Genomic DNA, 21,798 nt, shown 5'->3' on the forward strand with positions numbered 1-21,798 from the left:
GATTGAGGGATATCCCTCATTGCGGCCCCGCTGGCGGTTATTTAAGCTGAAAGAGAAATGCAACGGTGAATATGGAGATAATCATGACTGATTCAGTGTCCAACGATCGTAATCCCACCCCGGATGTGGCGGAAGACAACGCGTTCTTCCCATCACCTTACTCCCTCAGCCAGTACACCTCGTCCAAAACCGACTTCACGGGCGCCAGCTACCCGAACGCCTATCGCGGCGGCAAGTGGAAGGTGCTGATGATCGCCTCGCAGGAGCGCTACCTGCTGATGCAAAACGGCAAGTTCTTCTCCACCGGCAACCATCCGGTCGAGATGCTGCTGCCGATGTATCACCTGGATCTGGCCGGTTTCGAGATCGACATCGCCACGCCGTCCGGCGATCCGGTGAAGCTGGAGATGTGGGCGTTCCCGCATGAAGACCCAGCGGTCAAGGCCACCTACGAGAAGTACCGCAGCCAACTCAAGCAGCCGAAAAAGCTGGCGGAAGTGGTGAAGGATCTGGATGGCGGCAACTATCTCGGCGTTTTCATCCCCGGCGGCCACGGCGTGCTCAACGACATCCCGTTCAGCGAAGAGGTGAAAAAGACCTTGCACTGGGCACATGACCACGATCGCTACGTGATTTCGCTGTGTCACGGGCCGGCCGGTTTGCTGGCGGCGGGCATCGGCGAGAGCAAAGACGATTTCCTCTATCGCGGCTATGAGATGTGCGTGTTCCCGGATGCTCTCGATACCGGCGCCAACATCGACATCGGCTATATCCCCGGCCCGATGCCCTGGCTGGTGGGCGAACGCCTGCGTGAGCTGGGCGTGAAGATCGTCAATGCCGACATCACCGGCAAGGTGCATAAAGATCGGCGCCTGCTGACCGGCGACAGCCCGCTGGCTTCCAACAACCTCGGCAAACTGGCGGCGGAGACGCTGCTGGCCGACGTCGCCGCGCGATGAGCGATGAGATCGCGCAGCGCGCTTTCCAGACGGCGTTGGCGATGGACCACGAGCGAACCCTGTCCGCCATTCAGGAACGGGTTCGCGCCTTCGCCGCGCCGTTCGGTTTCGATCGCTTTGTGCTGTATTCCGCTTCCGCCGCGGCGGAGGCGGGGATCGAGCATATCTATTGGGTCGAGGGCGACTGGTTCGGTGAGGGGGAGGCGGTCGATGCGCTGACCTACGTGCGGCACTGCCCGGTGACGCGGCACATGCTGCGGGCTACCGAGCCGTTCTTCTGGACCAAGACCCGGGCGCGCCAAGGCGAGCGCTACAGGATTGTGCGCACGCCGCGCGGCGCGGGCCTGCACGGCGTGCAGATCCCGGTGTTCGGCCCCGCAGGCCTGGAGGGCGCCGTCAGCCTGGGAGGCGAGCGCATCGACGCCTCGCCGCCGGTGCGGTTGGCGCTGTCGCTCGTGGGCTCGGCGGCCTTTCTGGCGGCGCGGCGGCTGTTCGAACCGGCAGCCGGCAAAGAAGAAGGCCGCCTGTCGGCGCGCGAGCGCGAGGTGCTGAGCTGGACCGCCATCGGCCGGCGGCAGGCGGATATCGCCGCGATGCTCGGCCTGTCTGAACGCACGGTGGAAAACCACCTGCGCCGCATTCGCCAGCGTCTCGGCGCCGCCACCACCGCGCAGGCGATCAGCGTAGCGATCCGCCTGGGCGAAATCGCCCCCGAGAGCCGTTAGCCCGCCGCCATTTGCCGCAGCAGCCACGCGCGCAGCGCCATGATATCGGGACGCTGTGCGGTCTCCTCGGTGGTCATCAGATAGTAGTTGGCGCCGGGCAACGACATCTCGAACGGCGCGGCCAGCACGCCGCGCTGCAACAAATCGCGCGCCAGCAGCCGGCTGGCGATCACCACCCCCTGGCCCGCCACCGCCGCCTGCAGCGCATGGGTTTCGTCACTGAAGGTCAGCCCGGCTTCCACGTTCAATCCTTCCGGCCCGTAGCGCCGTCGCCAGTTCTCCCAGGTCGGCGAGTCGGCGGGCACCTGCCGATGCTCCACGTGAAACAGCGTCACCCGCTGTAAATCCTCGATGTGCGCCAGCGCCAGCGCCGGGCTAGCCACCACGATAAAACGATCCTCATGCAGCAGGGTGCAGTGCAGATCGCTTTCCGGCATTTCGCGGTAGCGGATGGCGACGTCCACGGTGCGCTGGCTGAGATCGACGCGCTCGACGCTGGTGTGCAGGCGCAGATCGATGGCGGGAAACTCCGCCTTGAAATCCGCCAGGCGAGGCACCAGCCAGTGGGTGAGAAAGTTGGAGGTGGTGGTGACGGTCAGCGCCGGCGGCTGCCGGGCGCGGGTGATTTGGGCGACGGACTGCGCCAGCGCGGCAAAGGCGCGCTGGGTGCCGGCATACAGGATCTCGCCGGTCTCGGTCAGGCTGACGCCCTGCGCGCTGCGCTCGCACACCCGGCATTCCAGCACCGACTCCAGCAGCTTGATCTGGTGGCTGACTGCCGTCGCGCTGACGCCCAGCTCCTCGGCGGCATGTTTAAAGCTGCGGCAGCCGGCCACGGCGTGGAAAGCGCGCAGCGCGCCCAGCGGCGGCAAACGGGTTTTTCTCATGGCTGAATTATTCTCATCCAAGGCTGAAAACTATGAGTTTGTCTGACCGATTATACAAGAGATAGGCTACTGACATGTGAACAGGGAAATGAATTTATTTCATCATTTCCATCATGTCGGAGTGAACGATGAGCCTCTATATCAACAACGGCGCCCCGGGCGCCATGGAACACCCGGGAACGGCGGCGAGCGCCCTGGCGCTCAGCATGCCGGTCGCGGCGGGCGCTTTGCTGCTGAAGACCGAAAATCTGCTGGGCATCGGCGCGACCCTGATGCTGCTGACGGCATTGGCGCTGGCGTTTCTCGGCGGCGCCGCACTGGTCCGTCTACGGCCGCTGCGGAACCGGCCTGCGCTGGCGATTCTCCGCTACGGCTTTTTACTGGCAGCGGTGGGGTGGCTATTGACGCTGCTGATGCTGTTCGGTGGCCATGATTGGCCGGCCCTGCTGCCGGGCATCGTCCTCGGCGGTCTGGGGCAGGGCGTCGCCTACCGCACGGCAGTGGGGGAGAAAGCGGCGTTCGCTGTGGCGTGCCGGGTGACGACGGTGGTGACTATCGTGGCCGTAGTAGTTGCCGCTTCGCTGGTGCAAACCTATGCCGCACCGGGGATAAAGGGAGCCTGTTTCGCCTTGGCGCTGCTGGTCGATTTGGCCTTGTTGGGGGCGTTGATGGCGCGGATTGCGGAGCGGGATGGGGGCTGAGAAATGGCTGAAGGTTAAAGGCCTGCGTGGGGGACGGTGTAAGTATCCCGGTAACCGTACCATTCATATTAGAGAGTATACAGTAATCCAAGGTCCGCTCCTCGCTCATAGCAGACTTGACTGTTATCCAGTCTGTCCGCTTAGTGCCAAAAGCGGACTCTGGGTTAGTAGGGTGAGATCTGCTCTTCACCCTTATTGGAAACATTCTCAAAGGGTATTGAGTTGACGTTGAATCATCAGTGTCACATAACGTGCAGTAATTATACATGCAGCTTCATGATAACTATCACCCTTATTATTGTCCCCTAAATCAACCACTGCTTTGGCACCAAAGTAAAGAGGTTGGCATAGAGATTGTGCCGCCGCTTCATAAAGAGAATACATCTCCATTTCGAGAGCTGCCATTTTTCTATGTTGCATACCAATTGTTTCCATAATTTTTTCATCGGCGATAACTGCCGAACCAGAGGAAACAGGTGCAAGGATGATTCGCATGGATGATAACTCATCTTTAAAGAGATTTTTCCTTATAAGTTCGCGTATTTCGCTATCCTCCGTAGATTGTTCTAAATCCACTTCTAAGTTGCGTGACAATGGAGATTGATAAGGTTCTTGCTTGAAAGTTCCATCCTTCCATTTACCTGTTTGATATTCCCAGCAAGATTTTCCAATAACTATATCTAAATAGTTTGATTCACCTTTTACGCCAGCACAAATACCACTCATAGACACAATTTTGGGTTGAAATAGCTCAATTGCTTTGGCCGCGATGATTGCCATATTCACCAACCCCATATTATGAGGTTTTATGATAAATCCACTATGATTTCCGATTGATACCTCTAAACAGTTCATGCCGAAAATATTTTTTGGATTTCCTAATTTGCATTCAGTATGCACATAAGCCGTTCTCTCCTTACTCAAAGCACAAAATATCAAAAAATCACATTTAATTTTTTGTGATGCACGGATTACTTTCTGAGTGAGGGCAGAGACCCAATTTGAACTAGAATTAAAGTGCACTACTGTAATGCCAGCACTATTAAAAGACTGAAAGTTATCAATTTCACTGATTTCAAATTGTGTTAGTGCAATTGCTTCTGTTTGATAGTTTTTACTTAATGAAAACTCGGAGATTAATTCTTCCGAGCAGTCTACTTCTTTATCTGAATTGATGTTTAAAGGTAAAAACATATCAAATATTATAAGGTCATAAACTTGCGTTTGTAGATGCCTACGTGCAAAGACCAAGTTTTCAGCATAGGTGTATGAGGGTTTATTGCTACTTTTATAAATCTCTGAGTTAATTACTTTCTCAATTTCACAGCGTTTATCAAAATTATCTTCGATTATCAAAATGTTCATTTTTTTTCCAGAAATTGTTTTGTTACAGCCATCCATTTTGCACCTGGTAAATGCTCGTAATAGCAGGCTTGCACTGATGTAAAACCATATGTATCATTTAAGGCTAAAGCTGACTTTTCAACTGGGATTGAATCTCCCTCTATTTCTATCTCGTGATATTGAGTCAGTATTAAAACAGGTAGAGTATTTAATTTTTTCTTTTTTAGTTCAAATAGGATTTCTATGCCGCCATTGGGCATGGGAACCGGAGTGCCTTGACCAGGAAGAGCTTTATGGCTAGGTAGAGACATATCGAGTACAATCATATCAGGAACAAATTCCAATAAATACCTAACGGCATCACGGACATTATCCACAGTTACTCGCTGTTCCTTAGAAATATGGACCTGATCACAAATATCTAAAATCTGTGAAGATTTATGTTCATCATCTTCAACTATCAAGATCATAATCACCTCGACTATTTAACTCAAATAAATATTCAAAACATAAAGTCAAGTCATTCTCATTGGATATAAATCTAATGTTGCTAATGCTACCTTCCCTCTCTAGTTTTTTCAGTTTTTTGATGCCACTGTTTCCCTCGACTACATGTGCATCATCATCATTTTCATGTAGTAAAGATAATACTCTTTCTTTAGCTTTATTTAAATCATATACACTTGAAACTTCTGTTTTAAGGTTGATTTTCAATGCGTTTCTATCACTGTAAGGTGAAACATGAAAATGAATTTGCCCATTGGGTTTTCCATGAATCGCAGCATTATGAATAAGAACGTATAAAGAATCATAAATAACATAATAAGTACCACCATTTATTGAAAAACTACTCTCGCCTAAATCAACAAATGGGTCAAAATGGCTAACTCTATCTTTTACTTCCGAGACTACAGTGTTGAATAATAGATATATGTCTGTGCTTGGCGAAGCATAGTTCGGTTTGTTAAACCAAGAGGACATTAATCCAAACTTTTGTCCCGTCAACGAGTTTATTTCTTGGGTGAATTTAGAAATTGTTTTCCTCATGTTTTGTGAGTGATTTTTAGCATTAAAATTAAACACTCCATATGTGGATTTTTTCTCACTAAGTAATTTTTTTGTTTTATGTAAATCAGTCTCTGCAAGGCGCCATAGATAGTCAATTATTAAACTGGGTAACCTTAACACACCACTACGTTTAGAGTAAATGGCAAGTATGTTGACAACTAACTGTTTTGCAATAGCAACTTTCACTTGAGAATCAATTTCTGTAGTTATTAACCCCATGGGTTTTTTCTTGCTTTTTATCTGCAAAGAAGTTTTAACTAAATCTTCGATCATTCCTTCGTAACGACTCATCCATTCTTCGAACCTACGTTTGAATTCTTTATCTTCAAAAAGTGATTTATATTCTTCTCTCTTTGGTACATCATATAATTCAGTTATGGCCGTACCTTTGAACGTACCATGGCGAATTCTACGGCCAAGATAAGACGCTATACCAAAAACTCTATTTTCGCAAAACTCACTATAACATATCAGCAGGTTTTCTATTACATCATCACCAATGTTTGCTCCAAGGTTTTTATTGCCCCAGTCAAGTTTCATAGTGGATGAGTTACTTATTAATAGGCTATCTATGGACATTGTAAGCTTGCTTACCATATTATCCTCAAACCATTGTGAAAATTTCAGGGGGTCAACATAAATTCTAGAATCATCAATAGTCCCTCGTTCCTTGTTAATGGCAATATCAATTCGTAAGGTTTTGGCACGGTCTAAATATCGTTCTTCACCAGTGATTTCGCCGAACCAATGTAACATATCAGCTCGTGCCTGCAGGGCATCTACAGGTCTATCCATCAATATAAATAATGTACTTAAAAATGTCTCATTGCAAATTAAAATAAGATGCTCTGTTACAGCTGGTGATACCTCATAAAGATGTTCTAAAAGTTTTATTAGATCACCTTCATAATGAGAAATACAATATTCTTGAATAGTGGAGCGCAGTTGATACTCAGTATAGTGAGACTTGGTATTTATAGTAATAAGGCATTGAACAACTAGCTTTAGCAAGGAATCATTAGCTTCCTCAGAAATAGTCTCTAAATACTCAAATGGACATGCTTCGCCAACATCTCGAGAGTATGTCATTAGTTTTACAAATAGTGTTTGTTCTTTTTCATGAAGTCTTCCCTGTTTCTTACTGATTAAATGGAGTAATGCAGAGGAATTTTCCAACATGCCGCAACTTGAAGAATCATATTCCTTCCAATTTATTTGAACATTATCCATTTTTGAACATTTAAGTTGAGATAAATTGTCCAACCCCTCAAAATATTGATTTATTAATTTTTGAGAGTATTCAGGTAATATACGTTTTGTACTAAAATCTCCATAGTAATGGCCGTGAATAACCAGAAACTTCAAAGCGTTGGATTGCTCCGCAAACAAGAATGATTCACGGAGATAATAATACCCAGTGTCTTCATCTACTTCACTGTATATTACAGATGGGTCAAATTCAATTTGTGAAAATTCATTATAAATCAATTCAATGTCTTTATTGAATTTGAATTTTTTTACATATGGAAGATTTAGATTGCTTACAACTTGATAATATAAAAAAGCATCAATTAAAGATATGGAGTAATAAGAATTTAATGTCTTTATAAAGCTCTCATAGTCACGTGGAATAGGGTTTATAAAAGATTTGGCGATAAAACTAACGTATGAATCATCTTTTAATTCATTAATCCTTTTGCATATAGCTAAGTGCGAGGTTCTTAAATTACTTAATTGAACAACAACACCTTCTAACGAAGGGTTGTTTGAAATTACGATTCTATTCTTAAGGCCGTCAATCTTACCTAGAATTAGCTTATCATCCATATCAAAAATTTGGTATCTATTAGTTATAAACGACACCATTCTGATAATAAAAACTGACGCCCCTCGATTGTCAATCATTTCATCGCAAAATCCCAATGCGTCTTGTAATTTATTTTCACTGAGGCTTTTATATATTTGTATGCAACATTCTATTAGTATGCTTAACTCATTGGCATAGCTATCCATTTTCTTTAAAATATCACCCAATGAATATTCAACACTGTCTAGTAAACCCTTAGGTATTTTTGTGTTGAACAATTGCCCTATATCATTGGCTTCATAATCTGGACTGGCTTTAACATAGTCTACTGCTTTTTTAAAATCATTATATGAGCAGTTTAATTTTATTTTTTTTAAAGCATTATTCACCATGTTGTAGCTTGTTGAATCAACGCCACGTAAATAGTTTCTTGCTTGTTTGGAGTGTATGTCTTTGATCTGCACATACTGAGTGCTGTTACTTCTTGCCATAAGGGTCTGTAGAAACGTGACATCAATACTACTGTACATTATGTAATTCCTTATAAATCAAAGTGCAGCAAAATCTTCCGAAAATCTACAACGACATTAACCGATATGAGGAGTTCACGTAACGTAAAGAGTAACAAAGATATTATCTTCGTCTGTATGATGAGATTCTCCTCGATATGAGGTTAATTTAGCATAAGAAGTAGATGTAGTTACAACTGTAAAATCCTCCGCTGTGGAGATATAAATCTTACTTGATAGTCGCCTTGTCGAGGAGCAGACGGTTGGTTGCAATAACTTTCGTCGCCTAACTGTCGTTGAGCGCCACAAGGCTGGGCGTAAGTATGGTTTCCCCCTAGGAGTGGCAGCGCCTGCTCGGTGCTTATAGGTTTCTGTGGCACCGGCAAGACTAGTCGTAAGATGAAGATCGATAACGTCCTGAAGGATCCTGAGTCGCTTTATATCGTTCATTGAGGAAAACTCTGTTCCGTATGCCGTCATGAATCTCATCCTTTGAAAACAGCGATCGCTTTGCTGATATTGTAGCGCGGAAATATCTATTTTGTCGGAGACGAGCATCTCAATTTATTTACTACATAGTTTGTCAAAGTTAAGTTCAGATGTTCGGAGTGGGGCAAAGCTGAAATATCCGCGCCGTACCAGAAGCGAACACTCTATACCTCAAGGTAGAGTTTGCCAGACCAAATCAGCCTCAGTGCGATGAAACAAATACCGAGGCAGGCTGCGCGGGCGGAATGGCGAAGTGACGCTGCATGCGTTTTATCTCCTCCGCCGGTGGCAGGCCAAACAGACGCTTGAATTCGCGATTAAATTGCGATGGGCTTTCATAGCCAACGGCGTAACTCGCGGCAGCGGCGGTGATTTGTTGGCGCACCATCAGCATCCGTGCCTGGTGCAGGCGTACCGATTTCACATACTGCATCGGCGGCATCTGCGTTATCGCTTTGAAATGGCTATGAAAGGTCGGCACGCTCATGCCGGCCAGCATCGCCAGTTGCGTCAGCGTTAGCGGCTCCGCGTAAGTGGCGTGGATGTGCTGCAACGCTTTACCGATTTTGCCAAACTGGCCCTGTAAGGCTAGCGCGGCACGCATCGCGTTGCCCTGTGCGCCTGTCAGCACGCGGAAATAGAGCTCTCGTACCCGCGCCGGACCGAGGATCGCCGCCTCAAGCGGGTTGGCCAGGACGTCAAGTAAGCGAAGTACGGCCATTTTTACCGTGTCGTCCATGGGGCTCGACATCATGCTTTGCGGCGCGGCGGGAGGATGCGGGGCGCCATGTTGTTCAATCTGCAACATCAGTTCCGCGGCAAGCTGAAAATCCAGATGCATGTAAATCGCCAGCAGCGGATGCGCTGCCGACGCGTCGGTTTCCATCACAAACGGCACTGGCACCGAAACCGCCAGGTAGTGCTGCTCATCATATAAATAGGTCTGTTGACCGAAATAGCCGCGTTTGCTGCCCTGGCAGACAATCACGATCCCCGGATCGTACAGCACCGGCGTTCTGGCAAGCGGGCGATCGGAACGCAAAATTCGCACATCAGGTAGGGCAGTGAGGTTGTATCCCTCTTGCACCGCAAGTCTATTCATCAGGGCAATCATTTCGGACATCCCGACACCTCATAAAATCAGGCAAGAAAAAGAGAAGATACGGCCTAAAAATGCGGCAGAGCAGAGAATACCATGCAACCTTCATGGTTCATGGGAGTTCTTTTTATGGCATCTGCAAAAACGATTTTAATTACCGGCGTCAGCAGTGGCTTTGGTCAGGCGCTGGCGCGGGAAGCCCTCGCCGTGGGGCATCAGGTTATAGGGACGGTGCGCAACAGCGAAGCGCTACAGGCTTTCGGCGCGCTCGATACGCAGCGGGCTTTTGGCTATCTGCTTGATGTCACGGACGTTGAGCGTATTGATGAGGTGGTTGGAGAGATTGAGTCCGCCGTCGGTCCGATAGATGTGCTGGTGAACAATGCCGGTTACGGTCATGAAGGCATTCTGGAAGAATCTCCGCTCGCAGAGCTGCGCCGCCAGTTTGACGTCAATGTGTTTGGCGCGGTGGCGATGATCAAAGCCGCGCTGCCGGGCATGCGCCAGCGCCGTCGCGGCCACATTATCAATATCACCTCAATGGGCAGTTTCATTACCTTGCCCGGTATCAGCTATTACTGCGGCAGCAAATTTGCACTGGAAGGGATATCAGAAGCGTTAAGTCAGGAGCTTACCCCGTTCAACATACGCGTGACCGCAGTGGCGCCCGGTTCGTTTCGAACGGACTGGGCCGGGCGTTCAATGGTACGCAGCCCTCGCCGTCTCCCGGACTATGACGCGTTATTTGAACCTGTTCGTCAGGCGCGCCAGGAAAAAAGCGGCAAGCAACTCGGCGATCCGGTGAAGGCGGCTCACGCCATACTGGCATTGATCGAGAGCCAGACCCCACCCACGCATCTGTTGTTAGGCAGTGACGCATTAAGTTTGGTGCGGCAAAAGCTCGAGGCGTTAGGTCAGGAAATTGAACAATGGGAGAAACTGACCCGTTCAACGGATGGCTGAACGGTGTCGGGTAGGGAGGGTATGACCGCCTGACAGCAAAAAGCCCGCTTAAGTTTCCTTAAGCGGGCTTCTCTAAATATGGCTCCTCTGACTGGACTCGAACCAGTGACATACGGATTAACAGTCCGCCGTTCTACCGACTGAACTACAGAGGAATCGTGTGAACGGGGCGAATAATAGCGAGGCGCCGTCGGCATGTCAAAGGCGGATTACACATTCTGTGACTGTTTGCTTACAGAATGCGCAACCCGTTGAGTTTTTTGGCAGATTTAGCCCTCTGGCGCTCGCTGCAGGCGCAGCTGATAGCGGTAAACGCCGGCGGTGAGCAGGTAATCCCGGTGCACGCTCGGGCTCCAGGAGTCGTCGCCGCCCACTCCCATGTGGAAGCCGTCCAGGTGCAGCCAGGTGCCTGCTTCTGGCTGCAGCAGATGCTGGTGGCTGCAGGCCATCAGCTGTTGCAGGCCGTAACGGCTGAGCGAGAAGTGGAAGCGGCCGTCGATGCGCCAGCCGCCGTAGCGCAGGCTGCGGGTGTCACAGCGCAGGCCGTTCTCGCCGGGGAAAATATACGGCGTATGCAGGTCCGCCAGCGGCAGGCGCCAGCGCCCGTGCTGCGCGGCCAGGCGGCGATCCGGGTAGTTTTCGTGCGGGCCCAGGCCCAGCCATTCCGCCTGCGGCTGCACCGTCGCCAGTTGGCAGTGCAGGCCGATGCGCGCCGGCGGCGGCAGGGCGTCGGCCACCTCGACCTCCACGTTCACGCTCACCGCGCCCAGCGCGTCGAACAGCCACTGTTTGCGGCTGATCAGCAAAATCTCCCCGCCCACGCCGAACTGGTGTTCGCTCACCACCCGCACGCCGTTTTGCAGCGCATCCGCCTGCAGCCGCGTGCAGCGCTCTTCCAGCCGGTACAGGCCTGCCAGCTTCCAGCGTTCGACCCAGGCGTTGGGATCGATATGGTTCGCCTCGCTGACGCCGATGTCGTTATCGATCGGCGCGCGCGCAAAACCGTCGCGCAGCGGCGTCAGCAGCTGCGGCTGCTCATTCTGCCACCACTGCGTCAGATGGCCGCTGCTGCGCTCGAAGCGCCAGCGCTGGTCGCCGTGGGTAAGCGTCAGCCCTTCATCATTTTCAATAAGCGTTGGCGGCACGCCCTGCGCCGGCGGCGGCGCGGGATGCAGCGCGCGCGGCACCCGCCACTGATCCCAGGCGCAGCGGTGGTGCGCTTCAGACCAGTCGGTGGCCTGCGGTTGCACCACCTCCACGTTCAGCCACAGTTCGCCGGGCTGATGCAGCATCGGCAGCCGGTCGAGCAGGGTGAAGCTAGCGCTGCCCTGCGGCGGCAGCGCCAGATCGAGGCTGCCGCTGGCGCGCTCCACGCCGTCCAGCTCCAGCCGCCAGTTGAGCTGCTCGTTGTCGGTGTGGCGGAACAGGTAGTCGCTGGTGACGGTCAGCGTCAGCGAGGCAGCGTCGAAGGCGAAGCGGAACAGCTGCTGCGCCCGCTGCGCTTCGAACAGCGCCGGGTGCGGGGTGCGATCCGCGAACACCAGCCCGTTCAGGCAGAACTGGCGATCGTTGGGGGTGTCGCCGAAGTCGCCGCCGTAGGCCCAAAATTCTTCGCCGCGTTCGTCGCGCCGGATCAGCGCCTGATCGACCCAGTCCCAGACAAAGCCGCCCTGCAGGCGCGGATGTGCGTGGAACGCGCGCCAGTAGCGCTCAAAGCCGCCGAAGCTGTTGCCCATCGCATGGGCGTATTCGCACAGGATCAGCGGGCGCTGTTCCTCCGGCAGGCCGATCCACTTGCCGATCGCCCATTTGGGCACCGCCGGGAACGGCTGATCCTGATCCACCCGCGCATACATCGGGCAGATGATGTCGGTGGCGGCAGTATCGGCGCCGCCGCCTTCATATTGCACCGGGCGGGTCGGATCCTGGCTTTTCACCCAGCGGTACAGCGCGTCGTGGTTTACGCCGTGGCCGGACTCGTTGCCCAGCGACCAGATGATGATGCAAGGGTGGTTGCGATCGCGCTGCACCATGCGGGTGACGCGCTCGCTCATCGCGGGCAGCCACAGCGGATCGTCAGCCAGGCGGTTCATCGGCTGCATGCCGTGGGTCTCGATATTGGCTTCGTCCACCACGTACAGCCCGTAGCGGTCGCACAACCGATACCACAGCGGGTGGTTGGGATAGTGCGAGCAGCGCACCGCGTTGAAGTTGTGCTGCTTCATCAGCAGGATATCGTGGCGCATCGTCGCCTCGTCCATCACCTGGCCGTGGCGCGGATGATGCTCGTGGCGGTTAACGCCGCGGATCAGCAGCGGCTGCCCGTTGAGCTTCAACAGCCCGCCGCTGATTTCCACCTGGCGAAAGCCGACGTCATAGGCTTCCACCTCGATAATCTCCCCTTCGGGCGAGAGCAGGGCGACGGTAGCGCGATACAGCGCGGGCGTTTCGGCGCTCCACAGCGCCGGGCGTTCCACCGGCAGGCGCAGCGTGACGCGATCGTCATAGGCGCCGCGTTCGTCCACGATCTCGCTGCCGAGCGGCTGGGTGCGTTCGGCCACCCGCGCGCCATCGCGCCACAGCTGAACCTGCACCAGCAGCGGGCCGGGCCGGCTGGCGCGCGCCGTCACCACCAGTTCGCCGCGGGTAAAGCCGTCATGCATCGGGGTGGTGATGCGCACATCGCTCAGGTGCGCGGCGGGTTTGTGCAGCAGGCTGACGTCGCGGAAGATGCCGCTCATGCGCCACATGTCCTGATCTTCCAGATAGCTGCCGTCGCACCAGCGCAGCACCATCACCGCCAGCCGATTTTCACCCGGCTGCAGCCACGGGCCGAGATCGAACTCCGCCGGCAGGCGGCTGTCCTGCGAATAGCCGACCCAGTGGCCGTTGCACCATAAATAGAACGCCGAGTTGACGCCGTCGAAGATGACGCGCGTCTGGCCGGCGGCCAGCCAGGCCGGATCGACGTTGAAGGTGCGTGAATAGCAGCCGGTCGGATTGTCTTCCGGCACGCGCGGCGGATCGACCGGGAACGGGTAGCGCACGTTGGTGTAAATCGGCGCGTCGTAGCCGGCGAGCTGCCAGTTGCTCGGCACCGCCAGCGGGGCGGCGTCCGGCAGATCCTGCTGCAGCCAGCACTCCGGCGCCGCCTCTGGGCGCGGGAAATAGCTGAAGCGCCACTCGCCGTTCAGCGACCGGCGGCTGGCGCTGGGGGCGTCATCGCGCGCGTCTTCCACCGTGCGCCAGCTGGCGAACGGCGGGTGAGCGTCCAGTCGGCGGTAGTGGGTGCAGGCCGGGTTTTGCCAGTCACGGCGGGCGAGGATTTCGGTCAGGGAAGCATGGGGCGCAGCAGGCATCGGCGATCGTCCAGTCGTCTAGGTGATGCTCACCAAGATGCTGACCGGCGCATAAAAAGTAAAGCGGTTACACGCAACCTTGCAAGGGCGATCAAATAACCGTTAATGCGGTTCGCCGGCGCGGTAGATCCGCTGTGGGCGGCCGACCTTGCCGTAAATGATCTCGGCGCGCAGCTGCTGTGCGGCGGTGCAAAACTCCAGATAACGGCGCGCGGTGGTGCGGCTGAGCCCCATTTTTTGCGCAACGCTTTCAGCGGTGTGGCGCGCGGCGGGTTCGGCGAACAGCGCGCGGATCTTGCCCAGCGTCAGCTCGTCGATGCCGGCGGGCAGCGCCGCCTGCTGCTCGCCGCGGGCATAGGTGTTGAACATCTCGTCGATGCGGCGCTGGTTGAGGCGCGCTTTGTCCTTCAACGCTTCGCGGCGCTGGCTGAAGCGCTGCAATGTCTGGCTCAGCCGGTCATAGGCCAGCGGTTTGATCAGGTAGTCGAACACGCCGTAGCGCAACGCCTCGGCCACGGTGGCCATGTCGCTGGCGGCGGTGATGAACACGATGCCGCCGCGATACCCGCTCAGCGTCAGTTCGCGCAGCAGGGTGATGCCCTGGCCGTCGGGCAGAAAGTTGTCCAGCAGGATCAGGTCCGGCTTGAAGCGCTCGGTCATGGCGCGCGCCTGCGCCAGGGTGCCGGCCAGCCAAATCTGGCGGCAGCCGCCGTTCTGGCGGATAAACTCCGCGTGCATCTCCGCCAGCGGCGTTTCGTCTTCAACGATAAGGATGTTCAGCCATTCCATAATGAAACCTACTATTGCAATCAAGATGCTAAATGAATGTAAGTAAATTGCGGCGCTAAATAAAGATTATCTCAATAATAAACACCATAAGATTAATTAAGTAAATAAAGAACATTAAATAACTTATTAACCGGGAACGGTTTGTGAAATAGGTCAATAATTGGCGTTTTTTTTCTGTTTACCATTGATTTATCGAACGCGAAACGGCGTTTATCTTCATGGTTTTTAAGGTTTTAATTGCCGTCATTGATGTTAATTAAAATGCCTTTTTGTATTTAACTTGTTGTGTGCCAGTTAACCCAGAGAGCGTGTTATGTTAGGCGATGCCGTATTTAATCGGGTAAAGCGATCGGATCATAAAGCGATTTCGGAAATAAGTGCCTTCTTGCGCAGTAACGATCTGAATATCGACACCACGGTTGAAATATTTATTACTGTTACCCAGCACGACAAATTGGTCGCCTGCGGCGGCATCGCCGACAATATTATCAAATGCGTCGCCATCAGTCCGCTGATGCGCGGCGAAGGGTTGGCGCTGGCGCTGGCGACCGAGCTGGTGAACCTGGCCTACGAGCGCCACCACACCCAGCTGTTTATCTACACCAAGGTGCAGAACGAGCCGCTGTTCCGCCAGTGCGGTTTCTACCCGATCGCCACCGTGCCGGGCATCGTGGTGCTGATGGAAAACAGCCCGTGCCGCCTGAAGCGCTACGCCGCCCAGCTGGCGAGCCAGCGCCGGCCGGGCGAGACCATCGGCAGCATCGTGATGAACGCCAACCCCTTCACACGCGGGCATCAGTATTTAGTGCGTCAGGCGGCCAAACGCTGCGACTGGCTGCACCTGTTTCTGGTGAAGGAAAACACCTCGCGCTTCAGCTATGAAGACCGCCGCCGGCTGGTGCTGGCCGGCACCGCCGACATCCCCAACCTCACGGTACACGAAGGCTCGCAGTACGTGATCTCGCGCGCCACCTTCCCCTGTTACTTCATCAAGGATCAGGGCGTGGCCGACGACTGTTACACCGAAATCGATCTGAAGATCTTCCGCCAGTATCTGGCGCCCGCGCTGGGCATTACCCACCGTTTCGTCGGCAACGAGCCGTTCTGCGCGGTGACCGCGAAATACAACCGCGACATGCGCTACTGGCTGGAAACGCCGGCGCTGCCCAGCCCGCCGATCGCGCTGGTGGAAATCGAGCGTTTGCAATATCAGGGCACGGCGATCTCCGCCTCCTGGGTGCGCAAGCTGCTGGCGGCGGGGGACTTCCACGCCGCCGCGCCGCTGGTGCCGCCGGACACCCTGTACTACCTGCAGGATCTGCAAACGCAGCGCCGGGCCAAGGCGGCCCCGCATCCTTTTGAGTCCGCACAATCAGGTGAATGATGAAAATTATCCGAGAAGCAATGGCCGGCACGCTGGAATCCAGCGATGTCATGGTGCGCATCGCGCCCGCCGAGGGGCCGCAGCACGATCTGTTGATCGCCAGCAGCGTGGAAAAACAGTTCGGCACGGCGATCCGCCGCACCCTGCTGGAGGTGCTGCAGCGTTATGAGGTGGAGCCGGTGCAGGTGATCGTCGACGACAAAGGGGCGCTGGACTGCGTGCTGCGCGCCCGGCTGGAAACCGCGCTGATGCGCGCCTGCGAGAGCGGCCAACTGCCGTGGGAGGCGAAAGATGAAAACGCTGAATAAAACCCGGCTGCGCCGCAGCATGCTGTTCGTTCCCGGCGCCAACGCGGCGATGGTCAGCAACGCCTTTATCTATCAGGCCGATGCGCTGATGTTCGATCTGGAAGACTCGGTGATCCTGCGTGAAAAAGACGCGGCGCGCCGGCTGGTGTACCACGCGCTGCAGCACCCGCTGTACCAGGAGGTGGAAACCATCGTGCGCGTCAATGCGCTCGACTCCGCCTACGGCCTGGCGGACCTGCAGGCGGTGGTGCGCGGCGGCGCGGACATCGTGCGCCTGCCGAAGACCGACAGCGCGCAGGACGTTGTCGACATGGAGCGCGAGATCGCCGCCATCGAGGCGGCCTGCGGCCGGCCGGTCGGCAGCACCGGGCTGCTGGCGGCGATCGAATCGGCGCAGGGCATCACCAACGCGGTGGCGATCGCGCACGCTTCGCCGCGTCTTATCGGCATCGCGCTGGGGGCGGAAGACTATGTGCGCAACCTGCGCACCGAACGCTCGCCGGAGGGCATTGAGCTGCTGTTCGCCCGCTGCTCGCTGCTGCAGGCGGCGCGCGCCGCCGGCATTCAGGCGTTCGACACCGTCTACTCCGACGCCAACAACGAGGCCGGCTTCCTGCAGGAAGCGGCGCTGATCAAACAGCTCGGCTTCGACGGCAAATCGCTGATCAACCCGCGCCAGATTGAGCTGCTGCACAACCTGTACGCGCCGACCGCCAAAGAGGTGGCGCACGCGCAGCGGGTGGTGGACGCCGCCGAGGCGGCGGAGCGGGAAGGGCGCGGCGTGGTGTCGCTCAACGGAAAAATGGTCGACAGCCCGGTGATTGAACGCGCCCGGCTGGTGCTGGAGCGCGCCGCGCTGTCCGGCTTACGGGAAGAACCGGCGCAGCACGGGGAGGAAGCATGATGAACCGCCAACAACGATTGATGACCTTCGCCAACCCGGCGGATCTGCCGGGCTATCAGGACGTGTCCAAAGCCAACCTGCAGGCGCGCAAACCGCGCGATCTCAAGCTGTGCGACTCCTTGCAGGAAGCGGTGCGCCGCAGCGGGCTGCAGGACGGCATGACCATCTCCTTCCACCATGCGTTTCGCGGCGGCGATCTGGCGCTCAATCAGGTGATGGAGACGCTGGCGGCGATGGGGTTCCGCAACCTGACGCTGGCCTCCAGCTCGCTGACCGACTGCCATGCGCCGTTGGTTGAGCATATCCGTCACGGCGTGGTGAGCCGCATTTACACCTCCGGGCTGCGCGGCCCGCTGGCGGACGCCGTTTCGCGCGGCCTGCTGGCGGAGCCGGTGCAAATTCACTCGCACGGCGGCCGGGTCAACCTGATTGAATCCGGCGAGCTGAAGATAGACGTAGCCTTCCTCGGCGTGCCGGCCTGCGATGAGTTCGGCAACGCCAACGGCTACAGCGGTGAAGCCTGCTGCGGCTCGCTCGGCTATGCGCGGGTGGACGCCGAGGCGGCGGGCACCGTGGTGCTGCTGACCGAGCAGCTGGTGCCGTATCCGCATCATCCCGCCAGCCTGGCGCAGGATCGGGTGGATCTGATCGTGCAGCTGGAGCGGGTGGGCGACGCCGACAAGATCGGCGCTGACGCCACGCGCATGACCTCGAACCCGCGCGAGCTGCTGATCGCCCGCCGCGCCGCCGAGGTGATCGCCGGTTCAGGTTACTTCACCGAAGGGTTTTCGCTGCAAACCGGCACCGGCGGCGCCTCGCTGGCGGTGACCCGTTTCCTGGAGGACAAGATGCGCGCCCGCGGCATTCGCGCCGCGTTCGCCCTCGGCGGCATCACCTCGACCATGGTGGATCTGCACGAGAAAGGGTTGATCGGCAAGCTGCTGGACGTGCAGAGCTTCGATCGGGCGGCGGCGACCTCGCTGGCGCGCAACCCGCGCCATATCGAAATCAGCGCCAACCAGTACGCCAACTTCAGCTCCAAGGGCGCGTCGGTCGATCGGCTCGACGTGGTGGTGCTGAGCGCGCTGGAAATCGACACCGGCTTCAACGTTAACGTGCTGACCGGCTCCGACGGCGTGCTGCGCGGCGCGTCCGGCGGCCACTGCGACACCGCCGCCGCCGCGCGGCTGGCGATCATCGTCGCGCCGCTGGTGCGCGGGCGCATCCCGACGCTGGTGGAGCAGGTGACCACCTGCGTCACGCCGGGTTCCAGCATCGACATTCTGGTGACCGACCACGGCATCGCCGTCAACCCGGCGCGGCCGGAGCTGGCGCAGCGCCTGCGGGAGGCCGGGCTCGAGGTGGTGAGCATCGACTGGCTGCGCGCCCGCGCGCTGCAGCTGACCGGCGAACCGCAGCCGATCGCCTTTACCGACAAGGTGGTGGCGGTGGTGCGCTACCGCGACGGCTCGGTGATCGACGTGGTGCATCAGGTGGCGGAGTAACCGATGGCCGCCGTCGATCCTCAACTGGCCGCCGAACGCGCGGTCAGCCTGCCGGAGCTGCTCACCAGCCGCGAATGCCGCCAGGCGCGCCAGCAGGCGTGGCTGGCGCAGCACGAGTGCACGCTGCTGGTGCTGACGCTGGTCGTCCCCGGCCCGGTGAAGGACAGCGCGCTGACGCGCGGCATCTTCAACCTCGGGTGGGCGGCGCTGCTGCGGCTGTGCGCCGAGCAGGGCTGGCCCAGCCCGCAGGCCGAGGCGCTGGCGCTTTCCACCGGCTGCGAAGGGTTTGTGGCGCTGCGCGCCGACGCCCAGCGGGTGAAAGATTGCGCCATGCAGCTGGAGGTGAGTCGCCCGATCGGCCGGCTGTGGGATATCGACGTGCTGGATGCGCAGGGGCGCATTTTGTCGCGCCGCGACATCGGCCTGCCGGAACGGCGCTGCCTGCTGTGCGGCCAACCGGCCAAGATCTGCGCCCGCCAGCGGCGGCATGGCAGCGAGCAGCTGCTGCAAGAAATGGAAAGGATGTTCAACGATGCGATCTCTGCCGATTAATCCACCCGCCCGTCGCACCGAGCCGGCCTGCGACTTCGCCCGCGCCGCTTTCCGCGCGCTGCTGGTGGAGGTCAACCTCACGCCCAAACCGGGGCTGGTGGATCGTCATAACACCGGCGCCCACCGCGACATGGATCTCGGGCACTTCTACCGCAGCGCCCGCGCCATCGGCGTGTGGCTGCCGCGCTTTATCCAACGCGGACGGGAAGACGCGGCTTTGCCGGCAGAGCAGCAGCTGGCGCGGCTGCGGCCGCTCGGCATGGCCTGCGAAAACCAGATGTTTCGCGCCACCGGCGGCATTAACACCCACAAGGGCAGCGTGTTCTCACTCGGGTTGCTGTGCACCGCCTTCGGTCGCCTGCAGCAGCAGGGCCGTGACATCGGCGCGGAGGCGCTGTGCGGCGAGGTAGCGGCGATGTGTCGGGGGCTGGTGGACCGTGAACTGCGGCGCAACAACGCCGGGCAGACCGCCGGCCAGCGCTTGTTCGCTGCGTATGGCCTCAGCGGCGCGCGCGGCGAGGCGGAGTCCGGTTTTCGGTTGGTGCTTGACGGCGCGCTGCCGCTGTATCGGCAACGGCTGGCCGCCGGCGGCGACGAACAGCGGGCGCTGCTGGACAGCCTGCTGTGGCTGATGGCCCACAACGATGACACCAACGTCGCCTCGCGCGGCGGCCTGCGCGGGCTGCGCTGGCTGCGGTGCCGGGCGGCCTGGCTGCTGGCGCAGGGCGGCTCGGCGGGGGAAGCGGGCCTGGCGCGCCTGCGGCGCTTCGATGCCGACTGCATTGCCCGCAACCTCAGCCCCGGCGGCAGCGCCGACTTGTTGATAGTGACCTGGCTGCTGGCGCAGCTGGGTGCCCAAGAATAATAACCAAGCCTTCAGGAGAGTCCCTATGTCACAAACCCAGGAAAAGATCTGGAAAGCGATAGCGCCGCTGGCGGTGCTCGCGATCCTGTTATTGATACCGGTGCCCGACGGCATGCCGCCGCAGGCGTGGCACTATTTTGCCATCTTCGTGGCGATGATCGTCGGCATGATTCTGGAGCCGATCCCGGCCACCGCCATCAGCTTTATCGCGGTGACCGTCAGCGTGCTCAGCGCCAACTGGGTGCTGTTCGGCGCGCAGGAACTGGCGGAGCCAGGCTTCAAGGCCGGTAAAGAGGCGCTGAAATGGGGGCTGGCGGGCTTCTCCAGCACCACCGTCTGGCTGGTGTTCGGCGCCTTTATCTTCGCGCTGGGCTACGAGGCCACCGGGCTGGGGCGGCGCATCGCGCTGTTCCTGGTGAAGTTCATGGGCAAGCGCACGCTGACGCTGGGCTATGCGGTGGTGATCATCGATATTCTGCTGGCGCCATTCACGCCGTCCAACACCGCGCGCACCGGCGGCACGGTGTTCCCGGTGGTGAAAAACCTGCCGCCGCTGTTCGATTCCTTCCCTAACGATCCCTCTTCGCGCCGCATCGGCGGCTACCTGATGTGGATGATGGTGGTCGGCACCAGCATCAGCTCCTCGATGTTCGTCACCGGCGCCGCGCCGAACGTGCTGGGCATCGAGTTCGTCGGCAAGATAGCCGGGGTGCACATCAGCTGGATGCAGTGGTTCCTGGCGTTCCTGCCGGTCGGCCTGCTGCTGCTGATCATCGCGCCGCTGATCTCCTACTATCTGTACAAACCGGGCGTGACCCACAGCAGCGAAGTGGCCGCCTGGGCGAATACCGCGCTGGGGGAAATGGGCAAGCTGACGCGCAAGGAGTACACCCTGATCGGCCTGGTGCTGCTCAGCCTGTGCCTGTGGGTGTTCGGCGGCAAGGTGCTGGACGCCACCGCGGTGTGCCTGTTGGCGGTGTCGCTGATGCTGGCGCTGCACGTGGTGTCGTGGAAAGAGATCACCAAATACTCCAGCGCCTGGAATACGCTGGTTAACCTGGCGACGCTGGTGGTGATGGCCAACGGCCTGACGCGCTCCGGCTTTATCGACTGGTTCGCCCAGACCATGAGCACCCACCTAGACGGCTTCTCGCCGAACATGACGGTGGTGGCGCTGGTGCTGGTGTTCTACTTCGCCCACTACCTGTTCGCCAGCCTGTCGGCGCACACCGCCACCATGCTGCCGGTGATTCTGGCGGTCGGCAAAGGGTTGCCGGGCGTGCCGATGGAGCAGCTGTCGATGCTGCTGGTGCTGTCGATCGGCATCATGGGCGTGCTGACGCCGTACGCCACCGGGCCGGGGGTGATCATCTACGGCTGCGGCTATGTGAAATCGAAAGACTACTGGCGCCTGGGCGGCATTCTCGGCGTGGTGTACATCGCCGCGCTGCTGCTGATCGGCTGGCCGATCATGAGCCTGTGGTACTGAGTTGACGCACAGCGGCCGCCGCCCGGTGGCCGCTGGTACGATCTTTTCCCGTGAACCCTGTCACACACTTGTCACACTAACCCCGCCATCAT

The 21,798-nt window shown here is 57.0% G+C and carries 18 protein-coding genes and 1 tRNA gene; 11 read left to right on the forward strand and 8 right to left on the reverse strand.

Annotation, left to right across the window (positions count from 1 at the left end; genetic code table 11):
* Window positions 1-83: 83 nt before the first annotated feature.
* On the forward strand, window positions 84-959 hold the full coding sequence (gene hchA, locus ACJ8KE_RS01965) for a glyoxalase III HchA (protein ID WP_442517072.1): 876 nt from the start codon (window positions 84-86) through the stop codon (window positions 957-959).
* Complete coding sequence (locus ACJ8KE_RS01970) at window positions 956-1,684, forward strand: PA1136 family autoinducer-binding transcriptional regulator (protein WP_117286664.1); 729 nt, start codon at window positions 956-958, stop codon at window positions 1,682-1,684. Before hchA ends, ACJ8KE_RS01970 begins: the two co-directional genes overlap by 4 nt.
* Here ACJ8KE_RS01970 and ACJ8KE_RS01975 read toward each other — a convergent pair.
* The gene (locus ACJ8KE_RS01975; protein ID WP_442517073.1) at window positions 1,681-2,571 is read right to left on the reverse strand and encodes a LysR substrate-binding domain-containing protein; all 891 of its coding nucleotides are present in this window, start codon (window positions 2,569-2,571) and stop codon (window positions 1,681-1,683) included. The genes ACJ8KE_RS01970 and ACJ8KE_RS01975 overlap by 4 nt on opposite strands.
* Window positions 2,572-2,699: 128 nt before the next feature.
* Between ACJ8KE_RS01975 and ACJ8KE_RS01980 the strand changes: the two genes are divergently transcribed.
* On the forward strand, window positions 2,700-3,272 hold the full coding sequence (locus ACJ8KE_RS01980; RefSeq protein WP_442517074.1) for a hypothetical protein: 573 nt from the start codon (window positions 2,700-2,702) through the stop codon (window positions 3,270-3,272).
* 207 nt (window positions 3,273-3,479) lie between these two features.
* Here the strand turns inward: ACJ8KE_RS01980 and ACJ8KE_RS01985 are convergent, their stop codons facing one another.
* The 4 genes from ACJ8KE_RS01985 to ACJ8KE_RS02000 form a co-directional block, all read right to left on the reverse strand.
* Window positions 3,480-4,637: a phosphorylase family protein gene (locus ACJ8KE_RS01985; RefSeq protein ID WP_442517075.1), complete on the reverse strand. Its 1,158-nt coding sequence runs from the start codon at window positions 4,635-4,637 to the stop codon at window positions 3,480-3,482.
* Window positions 4,634-5,080, reverse strand: coding sequence for a hypothetical protein (locus ACJ8KE_RS01990; protein WP_172837470.1), 447 nt, complete (start codon window positions 5,078-5,080; stop codon window positions 4,634-4,636). The genes ACJ8KE_RS01985 and ACJ8KE_RS01990 overlap by 4 nt, the downstream gene beginning before the upstream one ends.
* Complete coding sequence (locus ACJ8KE_RS01995) at window positions 5,070-8,021, reverse strand: hypothetical protein (RefSeq protein ID WP_442517076.1); 2,952 nt, start codon at window positions 8,019-8,021, stop codon at window positions 5,070-5,072. The genes ACJ8KE_RS01990 and ACJ8KE_RS01995 overlap by 11 nt, the downstream gene beginning before the upstream one ends.
* A gap of 670 nt (window positions 8,022-8,691) precedes the next feature.
* A complete protein-coding gene (locus ACJ8KE_RS02000) occupies window positions 8,692-9,612 on the reverse strand; it encodes an AraC family transcriptional regulator (protein WP_442517077.1) in 921 nt (306 codons plus the stop codon).
* Window positions 9,613-9,717: 105 nt separating this feature from the next.
* Between ACJ8KE_RS02000 and ACJ8KE_RS02005 the strand changes: the two genes are divergently transcribed.
* The gene (locus ACJ8KE_RS02005; protein ID WP_442517274.1) at window positions 9,718-10,551 is read left to right on the forward strand and encodes an oxidoreductase; all 834 of its coding nucleotides are present in this window, start codon (window positions 9,718-9,720) and stop codon (window positions 10,549-10,551) included.
* Window positions 10,552-10,630: 79 nt separating this feature from the next.
* Here the strand turns inward: ACJ8KE_RS02005 and ACJ8KE_RS02010 are convergent.
* The 3 genes from ACJ8KE_RS02010 to dpiA form a co-directional block, all read right to left on the reverse strand.
* Window positions 10,631-10,706 (reverse strand) — tRNA-Asn (locus ACJ8KE_RS02010).
* Between the two features lie 114 nt (window positions 10,707-10,820).
* A complete protein-coding gene (locus ACJ8KE_RS02015; RefSeq protein WP_442517078.1) occupies window positions 10,821-13,910 on the reverse strand; it encodes a beta-galactosidase in 3,090 nt (1,029 codons plus the stop codon).
* A gap of 102 nt (window positions 13,911-14,012) precedes the next feature.
* Window positions 14,013-14,699: a two-component response regulator DpiA gene (gene dpiA / locus ACJ8KE_RS02020; RefSeq protein ID WP_004940807.1), complete on the reverse strand. Its 687-nt coding sequence runs from the start codon at window positions 14,697-14,699 to the stop codon at window positions 14,013-14,015.
* A 313-nt stretch (window positions 14,700-15,012) separates the two neighbouring features.
* Between dpiA and citC the strand changes: the two genes are divergently transcribed.
* The 7 genes from citC to ACJ8KE_RS02055 are packed head-to-tail and all read left to right on the forward strand — an operon-like array spanning window position 15,013 to window position 21,706.
* The gene (citC, locus tag ACJ8KE_RS02025; RefSeq protein ID WP_028127715.1) at window positions 15,013-16,083 is read left to right on the forward strand and encodes a [citrate (pro-3S)-lyase] ligase; all 1,071 of its coding nucleotides are present in this window, start codon (window positions 15,013-15,015) and stop codon (window positions 16,081-16,083) included.
* A complete protein-coding gene (citD, locus tag ACJ8KE_RS02030; protein ID WP_016927084.1) occupies window positions 16,083-16,391 on the forward strand; it encodes a citrate lyase acyl carrier protein in 309 nt (102 codons plus the stop codon). The genes citC and citD overlap by 1 nt, the downstream gene beginning before the upstream one ends.
* Window positions 16,375-17,295, forward strand: coding sequence for a citrate (pro-3S)-lyase subunit beta (gene citE, locus ACJ8KE_RS02035; protein WP_016927085.1), 921 nt, complete (start codon window positions 16,375-16,377; stop codon window positions 17,293-17,295). The genes citD and citE overlap by 17 nt, the downstream gene beginning before the upstream one ends.
* Window positions 17,295-18,800: a citrate lyase subunit alpha gene (citF, locus tag ACJ8KE_RS02040; protein ID WP_028130661.1), complete on the forward strand. Its 1,506-nt coding sequence runs from the start codon at window positions 17,295-17,297 to the stop codon at window positions 18,798-18,800. The genes citE and citF overlap by 1 nt, the downstream gene beginning before the upstream one ends.
* 3 nt (window positions 18,801-18,803) lie before the next feature.
* On the forward strand, window positions 18,804-19,352 hold the full coding sequence (gene citX / locus ACJ8KE_RS02045; protein WP_033639902.1) for a citrate lyase holo-[acyl-carrier protein] synthase: 549 nt from the start codon (window positions 18,804-18,806) through the stop codon (window positions 19,350-19,352).
* The gene (gene citG / locus ACJ8KE_RS02050) at window positions 19,333-20,217 is read left to right on the forward strand and encodes a triphosphoribosyl-dephospho-CoA synthase CitG (protein ID WP_239442244.1); all 885 of its coding nucleotides are present in this window, start codon (window positions 19,333-19,335) and stop codon (window positions 20,215-20,217) included. Before citX ends, citG begins: the two co-directional genes overlap by 20 nt.
* A gap of 25 nt (window positions 20,218-20,242) precedes the next feature.
* Complete coding sequence (locus ACJ8KE_RS02055; RefSeq protein ID WP_016927089.1) at window positions 20,243-21,706, forward strand: anion permease; 1,464 nt, start codon at window positions 20,243-20,245, stop codon at window positions 21,704-21,706.
* Window positions 21,707-21,798 lie beyond the last annotated feature (92 nt).

The sequence above is a fragment of the Serratia sp. CY56464 genome, from assembly GCF_052168435.1.
In the GTDB taxonomy this organism is placed as follows: Bacteria; Pseudomonadota; Gammaproteobacteria; order Enterobacterales; family Enterobacteriaceae; genus Serratia; species Serratia marcescens.

Bases quoted from the DNA above. Each gene is read 5' to 3' on its own strand.
- hchA (WP_442517072.1), top strand. From the start codon at position 84: ATGACTGATTCAGTGTCCAACGATCGTAATCCCACCCCGGATGTGGCG.
- ACJ8KE_RS01970 (WP_117286664.1), top strand. From the start codon at position 956: ATGAGCGATGAGATCGCGCAGCGCGCTTTCCAGACGGCGTTGGCGATG.
- ACJ8KE_RS01975 (WP_442517073.1), bottom strand. From the start codon at position 2,571: ATGAGAAAAACCCGTTTGCCGCCGCTGGGCGCGCTGCGCGCTTTCCAC.
- ACJ8KE_RS01980 (WP_442517074.1), top strand. From the start codon at position 2,700: ATGAGCCTCTATATCAACAACGGCGCCCCGGGCGCCATGGAACACCCG.
- ACJ8KE_RS01985 (WP_442517075.1), bottom strand. From the start codon at position 4,637: ATGAACATTTTGATAATCGAAGATAATTTTGATAAACGCTGTGAAATT.
- ACJ8KE_RS01995 (WP_442517076.1), bottom strand. From the start codon at position 8,021: ATGTACAGTAGTATTGATGTCACGTTTCTACAGACCCTTATGGCAAGA.
- ACJ8KE_RS02000 (WP_442517077.1), bottom strand. From the start codon at position 9,612: ATGTCCGAAATGATTGCCCTGATGAATAGACTTGCGGTGCAAGAGGGA.
- ACJ8KE_RS02005 (WP_442517274.1), top strand. From the start codon at position 9,718: ATGGCATCTGCAAAAACGATTTTAATTACCGGCGTCAGCAGTGGCTTT.
- ACJ8KE_RS02015 (WP_442517078.1), bottom strand. From the start codon at position 13,910: ATGCCTGCTGCGCCCCATGCTTCCCTGACCGAAATCCTCGCCCGCCGT.
- dpiA (WP_004940807.1), bottom strand. From the start codon at position 14,699: ATGGAATGGCTGAACATCCTTATCGTTGAAGACGAAACGCCGCTGGCG.
- citC (WP_028127715.1), top strand. From the start codon at position 15,013: ATGTTAGGCGATGCCGTATTTAATCGGGTAAAGCGATCGGATCATAAA.
- citD (WP_016927084.1), top strand. From the start codon at position 16,083: ATGAAAATTATCCGAGAAGCAATGGCCGGCACGCTGGAATCCAGCGAT.
- citE (WP_016927085.1), top strand. From the start codon at position 16,375: ATGAAAACGCTGAATAAAACCCGGCTGCGCCGCAGCATGCTGTTCGTT.
- citF (WP_028130661.1), top strand. From the start codon at position 17,295: ATGAACCGCCAACAACGATTGATGACCTTCGCCAACCCGGCGGATCTG.
- citX (WP_033639902.1), top strand. From the start codon at position 18,804: ATGGCCGCCGTCGATCCTCAACTGGCCGCCGAACGCGCGGTCAGCCTG.
- citG (WP_239442244.1), top strand. From the start codon at position 19,333: ATGCGATCTCTGCCGATTAATCCACCCGCCCGTCGCACCGAGCCGGCC.
- ACJ8KE_RS02055 (WP_016927089.1), top strand. From the start codon at position 20,243: ATGTCACAAACCCAGGAAAAGATCTGGAAAGCGATAGCGCCGCTGGCG.